Annotated in this window: 7 protein-coding genes and 1 pseudogene; 2 read left to right on the top strand and 6 right to left on the bottom strand. The window is 76.4% G+C overall.

Annotated elements, in window-relative coordinates; genetic code table 11:
- Together AB0B63_RS00005 and AB0B63_RS00010 are read left to right on the top strand one after the other, a co-directional pair.
- Nucleotides 1-180: pseudogene (locus AB0B63_RS00005) on the top strand (chorismate synthase); the annotation flags it as partial.
- 244 nt (nucleotides 181-424) lie between these two features.
- Nucleotides 425-2,170, top strand: coding sequence for a ricin-type beta-trefoil lectin domain protein (locus AB0B63_RS00010; RefSeq protein ID WP_357013081.1), 1,746 nt, complete (start codon nucleotides 425-427; stop codon nucleotides 2,168-2,170).
- 150 nt (nucleotides 2,171-2,320) lie between these two features.
- On the opposite strand, the gene AB0B63_RS00015 is transcribed toward AB0B63_RS00010, so the two are convergent.
- The 6 genes from AB0B63_RS00015 to AB0B63_RS00040 all read right to left on the bottom strand — a co-directional run bounded on the left by AB0B63_RS00015 (nucleotide 2,321) and on the right by AB0B63_RS00040 (nucleotide 12,571).
- The gene (locus AB0B63_RS00015) at nucleotides 2,321-3,430 is read right to left on the bottom strand and encodes a hypothetical protein (protein WP_357013083.1); all 1,110 of its coding nucleotides are present in this window, start codon (nucleotides 3,428-3,430) and stop codon (nucleotides 2,321-2,323) included.
- A gap of 81 nt (nucleotides 3,431-3,511) precedes the next feature.
- A complete protein-coding gene (locus tag AB0B63_RS00020; protein WP_357013087.1) occupies nucleotides 3,512-4,114 on the bottom strand; it encodes a sigma-70 family RNA polymerase sigma factor in 603 nt (200 codons plus the stop codon).
- A 222-nt stretch (nucleotides 4,115-4,336) separates the two neighbouring features.
- Nucleotides 4,337-7,699 (bottom strand): AAA family ATPase, encoded by a 3,363-nt coding sequence (locus tag AB0B63_RS00025; RefSeq protein WP_357013090.1) that lies wholly within the window; start codon nucleotides 7,697-7,699, stop codon nucleotides 4,337-4,339.
- Between the two features lie 109 nt (nucleotides 7,700-7,808).
- A complete protein-coding gene (locus AB0B63_RS00030) occupies nucleotides 7,809-10,397 on the bottom strand; it encodes a hypothetical protein (protein ID WP_357013092.1) in 2,589 nt (862 codons plus the stop codon).
- Between the two features lie 6 nt (nucleotides 10,398-10,403).
- The gene (locus AB0B63_RS00035; RefSeq protein WP_357013094.1) at nucleotides 10,404-11,486 is read right to left on the bottom strand and encodes a hypothetical protein; all 1,083 of its coding nucleotides are present in this window, start codon (nucleotides 11,484-11,486) and stop codon (nucleotides 10,404-10,406) included.
- On the bottom strand, nucleotides 11,483-12,571 hold the full coding sequence (locus AB0B63_RS00040) for a hypothetical protein (protein WP_357013097.1): 1,089 nt from the start codon (nucleotides 12,569-12,571) through the stop codon (nucleotides 11,483-11,485). Before AB0B63_RS00040 ends, AB0B63_RS00035 begins: the two co-directional genes overlap by 4 nt.
- Nucleotides 12,572-12,582 lie beyond the last annotated feature (11 nt).

The following is a 12,582-nucleotide window of genomic DNA, read 5'->3' on the forward strand; positions in this document are numbered from 1 at the left end:
CCGGCGACGGCGATCAACCAGCGTAGCGATGTGTGTGCGGTTCCCGCTGCTGCGGTGGTGGCGGAGGCGATGGTGGCGTTGGTCCTCGCTGAGGCCGCTGTGGAGAAGTTCGGTGGTGACTCGGTGGTCGAGATCCGCCGCAACCTGACCGGTTACCTCGACAGCCTGATCATCCGGTGAGCGCCGGCTACCAGGAAGGGCTGACACGGGTGAGCGCGAGGAGTGCGGCGCAGCGCAGCCCCGCAGCCGCGAACGGAGGGCTCCACCGGTGATCCCGGGCCGGGGCGCTGCGGTGACGTCCGCCGCGTGCCCCGGCATTGCCGCCTCCCGGCGCTACCGGCAAACTCCTCCCTGATCCGACTGAACTTTCGGCTTGCTCGGTGCGTTGAGAGGTCGAAGCCACAGCCTGTCGAGGAGCGCACCGGTGCCACTGACCTTCACGCCCCACCGCGAGCGGCTGGAACGATTTGTCGGTGGGGTGCGGCAGCGGTTGTCACCGCTGCCCGACGTCGTACGGCGACGGCTGTCGCGCCTGCCCGGCCCGCCGATCGTCGCGCGGATCATCGCCGGTCTGGTGGCCCTCGCGCTCGCTGTGCTGGCCGGTTTCGCCGCCACCACCGGGTTCGGCACGGCCACCGCCGACACCGTGGAGGGCAAGCCGGTCCCCGCCGACCAGGCGCCGCTGATCGCCCAGGCCGCGCTCTCGTGTCCGGCGCTCACCGCGCCCCGCCTGGCCGGGCAGCTCATGGCCGCCTCGGGTTTCGTGGCCGACGCGCGCACCGACAACGGTGGTTCCGGGGTGGCCGGGTTGACCGACGAGCTGTGGCAGCGGTGGCTGCCCTGGCCCGACGCGCCCCGCCTGGACGTCGCGGCGAACATCGTCGCGCTGGCCCACCACATGTGCGACCTCGTCGGGCAGGTCGCCCGGGGCGACGTCGACGGCGACACGTGGGAGCTGGCACTCGCGGCGCACCGCTCCGGGATGCCCGCGGTCCAGGCCGACCGGGGTATCCCCGAGGCGGCGGCCGGGTACGTGCGGACCGTCGTCGGCTACGCCGAGTGGTACTCCCGGCAGCCCGACTTCGACCGGGACGCGACGGGCGGGCCACCGACACCTGTCCCACCCGCGCCGACCGCCGGCAGCGCGCCGCGCCCCATCCCCGACGAGTACCTGTCGGCGGTCCTCGCCGCCGGCCGCGCCTGCCCGGCGGTGACCCCGGCCAAGATCGCCGGACAGCTCATGGCGGCGTCGGGGTTCAACCCGAACCTGCTCGGTGCGAACGGCGCGCAGGGCATCGCCCAGTTCCTCCCCACGGTCTGGAGCCGCTACGCGACGGCGGGTCAGTCACCGTGGGACGCCGCCACGGCCATCGCCACGCTCGGCCGGACCATGTGTGCCCTCACCACCGACCTGGGGGGACTCACCGCCGACCCGTACCCGCTCGCGTTGGCCGCCTTCCAGTGGGGTCCGGGGGTGCAGGCCGGTGGCGCCCCGGACCTGAGCATGGTGGACGAGAACGCCAGCCGGGTCCTGGCCTATGCCGCCTTCTACGCCCAGGATCCCCGGCTCGGCGGCCGGCCGTCGACGCGGCCTCCGCTGCCGGCCGGCACCCGGGGCCCGGTGCTGGCCCTGCCGCCCACGCCCGCCGGTGCGGGCCCCGGTCCCGGTCCCGGCGCCGGCACGACCAGGCCCGGTGCCAACCCGACCAAGCCCGCCCCGGCGGCCGCCGCCCCGTCCACGCAGGCAGCGGCCCGTCCCACCACCCCGGCGCCAGCGCCGGCGGCGTCCACCGGCTACCGCATCCGCGGGTACGGCAGCACCTGTGTGTACGCCCCCTCCACCGTCGACGGTCAGCAGTTGGTGATCTGGGACTGCAACAGCTCGGCCCGACAGAAGTGGACCTTCGGCGGTGACGGCACGATCCGGATGGGTTCGCTCTGCATGGATCTGGCGAACGCCTCCAGCGCCGACGGCACCCGCATCCAGTTGGCGACGTGCAACGGCGGCTGGGCCCAGAAGTTCTGGATCAACGGCTCCGGCGACATGGTCAACTCGGCGATCGGCAGGTGCGTCGACATCCGGGACTGGTCCACCGCCAACGGCACCGGCCTGCAGCTGTGGACGTGCAACGGCGAGGCCAACCAGAAGTGGACGAAGGTGAAGGCCTAGCCGGCGAGGACCGACGGGACAGCCGGACCGACGGGACGACGGGAGCACGGGACGGCCGGACAGCCGGAGCATGGGACAGCCGGACCGACCGGACAGCCGGAGGCACGGGACGGCCCGGCGGGACCAGTAGGGGCGGCGGGACGGGGCTGGTCAGCGGGGGCCGGTGGGGCGGCCGATCCGGGCCGACACGACCGCCGTCCCGTCGGCCTGCGCGACCGCGAAGAACGCCAGGGTGTCGACGGCGACCGCGATCTCACCGGTGACCTCCTGCGGCCCGGTCGTCGCCGTCCACTGTGCCACCTGGTAGGTCCGGGTGTCGGCGGCGACCGCGTAGAGCCGGTACTCGACCCCCGCCGTCAGGCCGACCACTGTGGCCCGTACGTCGGCGACCGGCCCGGGTCGGTCGGTACGGGCCGAGACGGTCACGGAGAGCCGTGCCGAGGCACCCACTCCCTCCACCGTCACTCCCGCGTTGACCGGGTTGACGGTGGACCGTCCGGCGACGGGTGCACCGCTCTGCTGCCGCTGCCCGAGCGTCACCCCCAGGGACACCGCCGCGACCATGGCGAGCGTGCCGGCGACGAGCCACCGCCGTCGCCCCCGCCGGACCCGGTCAGACTCACGGCCGGCCGGACCACGGCCGGCCGCGTCCCGGCTGCGCGGTCGATCGGTCGGGCCCGGCCGCGACGGCGCGGGAGCCGGACGTGACGACTCGGGCCGGCCGGGCGCGACATCTGCACCGGTGGCCGTGGCCGCGCCGTCCGCCCCGACGGCCACCGGACCGGTGGACACCGTCGCGGGGTCGGCACCGGACCCCGCGCGCGGAGCCGGGGTCGGGGTGGACCCGGGGTGCCCGGTCGGGGGCGGGGCGGGGGCGGAACCGGGCCGCTCGACCGGGACCGGGCTGGGGGCGGGCGGGCCGCCCGCCGTCGGGGTGGGACCGGACGGGCGGGCCGCCGTCGGGGTGGGACCGAGCGGGCCGGACGGCGTCGGGGTGGGAGCGGCCGGGCCGGCCGGCGTCGCAGCGGTGTCGGCGGTGAGTAGGCCGGCGACCTCACCGGTGGTCAGCCCGGAGAAGGCACCCACCAGCGGGCCCAGCCGGTCACACTCGTCCAGGCAGATCACGCAGGTGCCGAGGTGGCGTTCGAACTCCCACTCGTCCTGCGGGTCGAGGTCCCCCCACAGGTAGGGAGCGCACTGCTGCAGTGGGGCGTGGGCCACCGGACCGGGGGCGTCGCTGTCGCTTCGGAGGTCGGTCATGGCCTGTCAGCTCTGCTCGGGGAGGCAGCGCCTCGCGGCCCGCCGCCGCAATCGTATGCCATCACGGCCGTGGTGGACGTCTCACGCACCGTCAACCTCCCCGATCACGGCGCGTAGCGCGCGCAGGGCGTAGTGTGCCCGGGATTTGACCGTCCCCTCGGCGATGCCGAACGCCGCCGCGATCTCGGCGGTGGACAGTCCACGGAAATAGACGGCCTCCACCACCCGGCGGTGCTCGGTGCTGATCTTGGGCAGGGCGTCCCGGATGGTCTGCGCGGTCACCACCCGCTCGGCCACGTCGGCGGTCGCCGGCATCCGGTTGAGGTCCAGCGCGCCGACCTCGGTCGGGCGGGCCTGCCGGGCCCGCGCCACGTCGATGGCGACCCGGCGGGCCACGGTGAACAGCCACCGCCGTTGGGTCTCCAGGTCGTCGGCGAGGCTGTCGATGCTGCGCCAGGCCCGCATCATCGTCTCCTGGAGCAGGTCCTCGGCGAGTTGCCGCTCGCCGACGGCCAGCCTGAGCAGGAACCGGAACAGCGGCTCGGCATGCGCGGCGTGCAGCGCCTGCAGCCGCTCGTCGGGCGTCAGGTCGGTGGCGGGTGGTGGGACCCCGGCTGCGGTCGCCGCGTCCGCGTCGGCCGCCACCCCGATGCCGGCCCCGCCCGGCGCGTCCGCGTCCGGCACGCGAGAAAGACCTGCCAACCGGTGCCTCCCCAGCACGCTCACCGTCGGCGTGACCGGCTGCGCAAGCGCTCTCGCACCTCCGGTCCCACGTCGATCCAGGAGAGCATACGGGGCGCCCCCGGGCATGCCGTCGCTGATGTCACCCGGTCTGCGGCGACGCCGCCGGGTCCGACCCGGACGGTCCACCTGCCGGGCGGTCAGCACGCCCACCACCCGGTCCGGCTAGGCATGTGCCACCGCCGGCGTGACGTCCTCCGCCAGCAGGGTCCGCAGGTCCGCGACGGTCGGCCCGGTCAGGCCGCGCAGCCGACCGGCCTGCCGGGTCACCGCCTCGTCGAGGACCTGGCGGGCGTACCGGCCGTTGCCGAGGGCCCGGCCGGGCGGGGCCTGCTCGAAGTGCTGACGCAGGGCGGCCAGCGTCTCCCCCGGACAGTCGTACCCGCCGGAACGGGCCAGCCCCTCGAAGATGGCCACCAACTCGTCGGCGGTGTACGGGGCGAAGTGGACCCGGCGGGAGAACCGGGAGGCCAGGCCGGCGTTCGCGGCGAGGAACTGCTCGATCTCCGCTTCGTAGCCGGCGACGATCACCACCACCTCGTCACGGTGGTCCTCCATCAGCTTGACCAGGGTGTCGATCGCCTCCCGACCGAAGTCGTTACGGGCGTCGGGCGGTGCCAGCGTGTACGCCTCGTCGATGAACAGCACGCCACCGCGGGCCCGTTCGAACGCCTCCCGGGTGCGCTGCGCGGTGTGCCCGACGTACTCACCGACCAGGTCGGCGCGGGCCACCTCGACCAGCTGCCCGCCACGCAGCACCCCCAGCGCGGTCAACAGCTGCCCGTAGAGGCGGGCCACCGTCGTCTTGCCGGTGCCGGGCGGCCCCGAGAAGACCAGGTGCCGGGAGACCGAGGGTGCCGGCAGGCCGGCCCGCACCCGGGTCCGGGCGGCGGCCAGCAGGTCGGTCAGGTCGGCGACCTCCTGTTTCACCGCGTCCAGCCCGATCATGGCGTGCAGCCGGGCCAGCAGCGTGTCCACCGCGCCGGCCGGCGGTTCGTCGTCCGCCGGGCCCGCCGTCTCGTCGAGGTCCTGCGGCAGCAACTGGGCCAGCTCCACCCCCGAGGCGGCACCGCTGTCGGACAGCCGGAACGCCTGCCGGCTGACCATCTCCTCGAAGGTCTGCCGGGCCACCCGGGCGTTGCCGAACGACCCGGTACGCGGCATCGACTCGAACCACGACTCCAGGGCGATCCGGGTGTCGTACTCCAGGGCGTAGTGGTGACTGCTGCACAGCCGTTCGACGATCTGCACCAACTCCGGGGAGGTGTAACTCTCGAACTCGACGGTCTTGGAGAACCTGGAGGCCAGCCCCGGGTTCGCCGCCAGGAACGTGCGCATCTGCGCCGAGTAACCGGCGACGATCACCACCACCTCGTCGCGGTGGTCCTCCATCAGCTTGACCAGGGTGTCGATCGCCTCCCGACCGAAGTCGTGCCCCGATCCGCCACCGTCGACCGGGGCCAGGGTGTACGCCTCGTCGATGAACAGCACCCCGCCGATCGCCTCGGTGAACCGTTCGGTGGTCTTCACCGCCGTACCGCCGATGTGTTCGGCGACCAGGTCGGCGCGGGCCACCTCGACCAGTTGCCCGCCGGGCAGCACACCGAGGGCGGCCAGGATGCGGCCGTAGAGCCGGGCCACGGTGGTCTTCCCGGTGCCCGGCGCACCCGCGAAGATCATGTGCCGGGACATGGGTGGGGCGGGCAGCCCGGCGGCGGCCCGCCGCCGGCCGATCCGGTGCAGCCCGACCAGGGTCGCCACCTCCCGCTTCACCCCGGCCAGGCCGACCAGCGCGTCCAGTTCGGCCAGCAACGGCGCGGCCGGGTCGTCGGCGGGCGAGCCGGCGGGCGGTGCCGCCGACACCACCGGGGCGGGGTCGGCGACCCGCACCGGGCCGGTCGGATCGGGGCGTGCCGCAGGTGGCGACGACGGGGACACCGGCGTCGCCCCGGTCCCGTCCGCCGGGCCCGACGGCGTCTGCCCACCGTCGGTACCGACGAGTTCGACCGCGGCGGCGTCGACCGTGGTACGCAGCCGACCGCCCACGTTTCCCCGCAGCTCGGTCTCGACCAGCCGCACCGGCCGACGCGTCTGCACCAGCACCCCCGGGCCGGTGTTACCGAACACCTCGCACCCGGTCACCTCGCCCTGCGACTCCCCGCCCAACCACACCCCCGGCCCGTCGCTACCCCGCACCCGGCTGCGCCGCAGCTGCACCGTCGCCCCGCGCTGGGCGGTCAGCCCGGCGCCCCGGCTGCCGAGCACGTCCACGCCGGTGGCCCGCAGCCGCCCGCCCGACACGACGAGACCGGTGGCGCAGTCGCGCAGGGTCATCCCCTCCACGGTCAGCTCCCCGTCGGTCACCGACACACCGGCCGACCCGGCGTCGGTCACCGCTCCCCCGCGCGCCCGCAGCCGGGCCGACTCCGCCACCCGCAGCCCCTCCTGCGTCGGCGCGGTGACGGTCAGGTCGTCGACCTCGGGCCGGGAGGTGCCCCGGGCCAGCAGCCCGGACCGGACCCGGACGATCGTCACCTCCCGGGCGCTGCCGGTCGCCGCGTCGGCGAAGAGCAGGCCGACCCCGTCGGTGGCGGTCAGCGTGCCGCCCTCGATCCGGGGCGCCGCCGTACCGCTGACCACCACCGCCGCCCCGGTCTCCACCTCGACCCGTAACCCCAGGTAGCTGCCGGTGGCGGCGGCCTGGACACTCAGCCCGTGCCCGCTGCCGGCCCCGACGACGCAGTCGCGCAACGTCGGGTCGGCCGTCCCGTCGACCAGCACCGCCGGGCCGGTCGCCGTGCGGATCTCGCAGCCGGTCAGCTCGGGGCTGCCCCCGGTCACCAGCACCGGGGTGCCACCGGTGTCCACGATCCGGGTGTCGACCAGCCGGATCGTGCCGTCCTCGACCACCACGCCGGGGCCGTCGACGGCGGAGATCACACACTGCTCCACCAGCCCCCGGCCGCCGCCGGTGCACAACAGCCCGCTGCCGCGTACGTCGGTGATCGTGCAGCCGCGCAGCACCGGGTCGCCGCCGGTGACGGCCACCGCCACGGTGCCGATCCCGGCGACCGTGGTGCGGACGACCTCACCGGTGCCGGCGCGTTCGAACAGCAGACCCGCCCCGGCGGGGTTGCCCACCCGGCAGTCCCGCATGGTCAGCTCCCCCCGGGGCACGTGCACCGCGACGACACCACCGGCCCGTACGCCACACCGGGTGAGGTCCAACCGACCGCCGCCGACCTGAACGGCCGGCATGTGCCCGCCGCCACCGAGCAGCTCGATCCCGTGCAGCGTCACCTCTCCCGCGCCGACGTGCAACGCCACCCCGTCGCCCCCGTCGATGGTGACCGTGCCCGGCCCCTCCTCGGCGATCAGCGTGACGTCGCCACCGAGCTGGAGCTGTTCCCGGTACACCCCCGGCTGCACGACGACGGTGGCGCCGAACGGGGCGACGGCCAACGCGCCGGCGATCGTCGGCGGGCACCCCGGTTCCGTCTGGGAGACCGCCATCACGGTGCTGTTCACCCCTCACCACCCTCTCGTCTGGTTGTTCCCCCGCCCACCGCACCCCGCGCGCCGCCGCCCGGCCGACGGTGGGCGGGTTTCGTCGTACCGGCCCGCCCCGCCACCGGCATCACCCCGACGGCGGGACGAACAGCCGCCCCGCCCCGTCGACGCCGACCCCCACCGGCAACGGCGGGGTGCCGCCGCCCGGCACGTCCCCCACCCCGGCGACCGCCCGCAACCGTTGCAGCGTCTGCTCGCCACCCGGGGTCGGCCGGCCGGCCGGCAACTCCCGCAGGAACACCTGCCGCAGCTCGCGGTCCCCCACCGGCTCGTCCGCCAACACCTGGAAACAGGTCCCGGCGGGGAAGACCGCCGTACCCTCGGTCCGGGGTCCGGTGTGGACGCCGGCGGATGTGGTGCGGGCCCCGGTGCCGGCCGTGCCGAGTCCACCCAGCCGGCGGGCGCCGACGGACCAGATCACGAACTGCACCCCGGCGTCCGGCACCGACGCGGGCGTCGGGTCGACGTCGAGGAAGGCCGGCTCCACCAGCAGTGTGCCGGGCGGGTAGCCGCCCGGTGGTGCGACGGCCGCGGCGCGGAAGACCGGACCGAAGACCACCGGCAGGCGACGCAGCCCGTAGCCCACCCAGCGGGCCAGCACCGCCGCATCGTCGGCCGGCATGGCGTCGCCCCGCAGGACCGCGTTCACCGTCTCCCGTTCCCCGACGCAGTAGGCGCGGACGGCGACCAGGCCCGCCGGCAGGTCCGGCGCGCTCACCGCGGCCACCCGCAGGCCGGGTTCCTCCGCCAGGGTCCGGGTCACCACCTGCGTGTACGAGTCGTAGCGGCCGGCGAGGATCCGCCGCAGTGCCGTCCGGTCCCCGGCGGTGGGCGCACTCCCGTCCAGCCGGAACGTCACCGGGACCCGCGTCGGGCCCGGCGGGGCCGGCCGCGGTCCGGGGACGGCGGCCGGCGGCACGCCGGGGCCGCCGGCCACCGGGCCGGGTGCCGGTTCCGGTCGGCCCGGCACCGCGTCGGGCGTCCCGACCGGGATGTCCGGACGGCCGAGTGCCGGGGCCGGTTGGTCGGGAGCTGCGACGGGTGGCACGGTCGGGCCGGGGGTCGGGCTCTCCGGGCCGGGCGGGGGCGCGTCCGTCGGCTGCGGGGCCTGCGGACGACCCTCCCCGGTCACCTCCGGCGACGCGACCCGCAGCAGGTCGAGCCGGGGAGCGGCGATCCGCTGCCACCGGTCCACACAGTCCACCGGCACGGCTGCCGGGTCGACGGCCGACGCGGACACACCGACCAGGAGCACCCCCGGGGTGTCGCGGGCCGTACCGGAACCGTCCGACGGCACGGCGGCCGGCCCGGCCCGGCCGGCGGCGGTCACGACGGGCTCGGCACGGGTCATGGCGGGCGCGGTGCCGGTCGTGGCCGGCGCGGCACCGGTCATGGCCGGCGCGTCGTCAGGTGGTTCGGAGGTGGCGGGCGCGACGGGTGGCGTGGGGGACGCGGCGGGCAGGTCCGCCGGGGCGGGGAGCACCGGGCCGAGGTCGGTCACCGTGCGGGCGGTGCCCGCCGCCGGCCGGGGACGCCACCGGCGGAACGTTCCCGTGGTGGTCAGCAGCCCCGTCGCGGTGACCTCGACCCGGGCGTCACCGGCGACGACCGGAGCGCCGAGGGCGTCGGCGAGAGCCCCGAACAGCATCCCGGCCGTGGCCGGGTACGGTGCGTCCCCGCAGAGCACCACGGGTCGCCCGGTACGCCGCAGGGCGGCCAGGTGACCGGCGAGCACCCCGGGTGGCACCGGCCGCCCGTCCACCTGGAAGCCGCCCGCACCGAGCGCCACCTCGACCAGGTAGACGTCGAGCGGCACCGGAGCCTGCCGGCCCGGGTCCGCGACGTCGTCCCGCCCCACCGGCGTGCCGGCGGTCGGCGGGCCGACGGGGTCGGGCAGGAAGGACCAGCCACCGGGGACCGGTCGTCCCGGCGGGCGGCCCCGGTCACCGGCCGACTGCCCGCCGGGAGCACCCGGACCGCCACCACCCGCCGGTTCCGGCCGTCCCGCGTCCTCAACGGACCGGACAGGCCCGACGGACCGGGCGGGCAGGGTGGGTTCAGCGGACAGCGCGGGCACGGCAGGCGGGGCGGGTTCGGGGGCACCGGGGCGGCGCGGCCCGGCGGGCAGCGGCCAGGCGGCGGGCAGCCACGTGTAGCCGTCGCCGACCGGGGCGACCAGCCAGCCCTCGGGGCCGCCGACCGGCCGGGACGGCCCGGCAGGCGGCGGGCACCAGGCGGCGGGCGGGTGCTCCGGTCGGGCCGATCCGCCGTCGGCGACGATCCACCGGCGGGCCGCCGGCACCCCCCGGGTGGACACGGCCGGGGCGTCCAGCGGCACCGCCCCGTCGATCCCGAGATCCGTGGCGAGGCCGGCCGCCAGGTCCGGCACCGCCACCGGGTCGGCGTATCCGCCGAGCGGGACCAGCCGGAACCCGGCGGCCGACCCGCCGAGCTGACAGGGCAGCAGGTCGGCCAGGAGAGCGAACAGGTCCGGGCGGGCCGACACGGCCGCCGAGCAGAGCACCACGGTACGGTCCGGGTCGGCCGGCAGCCGGGCGGCCACCCCGGCCAGGGCGGCGTACGGCTCCGTGGCGGCGTGGACGAGGAGCACGGCACCGACGACGGCGGCGTGTACGGGGTCGGGCGGGTCGGTCATCGTCGGTCAGCCCGCCGTCCGTCGTACCCCGCCGGTGGCCTCGACCAGCGCCGCCCGGGAGCGGTGCACCGCCACCGCGTCCACGTCGGGGGGCGCGTAGCCGGCCGCCCGGATCGCCGCCAGCAGGCCCTCGTCCGGGGCGATCCGGTACCGGGTGAGGTAGTGCGCGGTGGCGGCGGACCAGATCCACCGGCCGTCGCCGAGCAGGTCCACCGGCACCGTGCGGCCCGGGGTGATCACGTCGGGCACCCGGGCCGGGCCGGTGAGCAGGGGGAACCCGGCGGCGAGGTAGCCGGCGACCCGGTTCGCCTCCGCGGTCGACAGTCGGGCCCGGTCGGGGCCGAACGTCGGGTTCCCGGTCGCGTCGAGGGTGTCGAAGGTGGCCGCGACGCGTACCCGCTCGGCCGGTCGGGCGGCCCAGAGCAGGACGGCCCCCGCGAGCGCCCGCCGGTGGTACGCCGGCAGCCCGGCGAGGTGCCCGAAGACCTCGACCAGCGGTTCGGTCTCGCCCACCGCCGCCAGGGCGGCCTGGAGCCGCGCGGTGAGCGCGACCGCCCCGGTACGGGCCTGAACCAGATAGACCCGCGTGGCCGACGGGTACGGCGTGGCCGACGCCGGGCGTCGCCAGACCCGCCACAGCCCGGCGGGCTGTGCCGCCCCGCCACCGAGGGCGCCGACGGCGGCCCGGTCGACCTCGTCCACGCCGTCGGACGCGACGTCCCCGACGGGCGGGTGCACAGCGGAGCTGGCCGACCCGGTCGGCCCGGCGGTGTGACCGTTGCCGGGCTGGCCGGGGTCGGTCGGCGGGTCGGGTGTCCAGAGGTAGGGCGGGGTGCGGTCGTCCCCGGCGCGGGGCAGGTCGGCGAGCAGGTCGTCGGGCGCACCGGCGGCGACGAGCACCCCGCTGAGCAGCAGCACGTCGGGGTCGGTCAGCCGGATCTGCCGGGCGACGGCGGCGAAGGCCACCATCCGGGCCACCTCGGTCACCGCACCGTCGGCCAGCCGGGCGCGGGCGGTGCCGAGCAGCGCGGCGGGGGCCTGCCCGGCGATCCGCAGCAGGAGCCGGTGCATCGCCGACGGCACGCTCATGCCTCCACAACGGGGGGTCCGCCGTGATGGTTCACCCCGGTCCGGTCGGGGTCGCAGATCGCCGCGAAGAGGTACGACAGCGAACGGTGCACCGCCACCGCGTCGAGGGTCGGGGCGGTGTAGTCGGCGGCCCGGATCGCCGCGAGCAGGTCCGGTTCGGGGGCGAACCCGTACTGGTCGGCGTAGTAGGTGACCGCCTCCGACCACAGCCACCGCCCGTCGCCCCGGACACCCGTGGGCACCGGGTCGGCGGCCGACGCCGGATCGAAGCCGTCAGCCGACCGGTGCGGGCTGGTCAGCAGCGGCACCCCCGCGCCGAGGTAGGCGACGACCCGTTCCGCCTCGTCGTCGCCGAGGGTGCCGGGTGGGTCGGCGGGGTCCGGTGGGGTGGCCGTCCGCAGCGGCCCGGCGGGGCGGTCCGCCCAGAGCAGCGCCGAGTAGGCCAACGCCCGCCGCTGGTACTCCGGCAGCTCCACCGGCTCACCGAACGCCTCCACCAGCGGATGCCGTTCCCCGGCCGCTTCCAATGTGGACCCGATCCGGGCGGCGAGGGCGACCGGCTCCGCGCCCTGCACGAGGTAGAGCCGCTTCGGCACCGGATACGGCGTGTCCACGGCCGGGTACCGCCAGGCCCGCCAGAGCCCCACCGGCCCGGGTGCGGCAGCCACCGCGGCGATGGCGACCCGGTCGAGGTCGTCGGGCGAGCCCAGGCCGTCCCCACCCACGGTCAGGTCCATGCTGTACGGCATCCGCCCGCCGGCCCCGGCCAGCACCTGTGGGCCCACCGGGGCCATCCCGTACGCCACCGGCGGGGCTTCGCCGGTGGACAGCCCGGCGAGCACGTCGTCGTCCGTGCCGGCGTCGGCCAGGAGCCCGGCGAGCAGTACCTGCTCGGGTGCGGTGAGCCCGACGCCCCCGGTCAGGCAGGTGAACGCCACCGCCTGGGCCACCTCGGCCAGCTGATCCGCCGCGAGCCACTGCCGGGCCGCGCTGACCACCTCGTCCGGGGCCTGCCCGGCGAGGCGCAGCAGCAGCCGGTGCACGGCGGTACGCCGATCGGTGGTCGGCCCGGTCGTCGTGGTCATGCCCCCACAAC

This window comes from Micromonospora sp. NPDC049081 (genome assembly GCF_040648835.1).
Lineage (GTDB): Bacteria > Actinomycetota > Actinomycetes > Mycobacteriales > Micromonosporaceae > Micromonospora > Micromonospora antibiotica.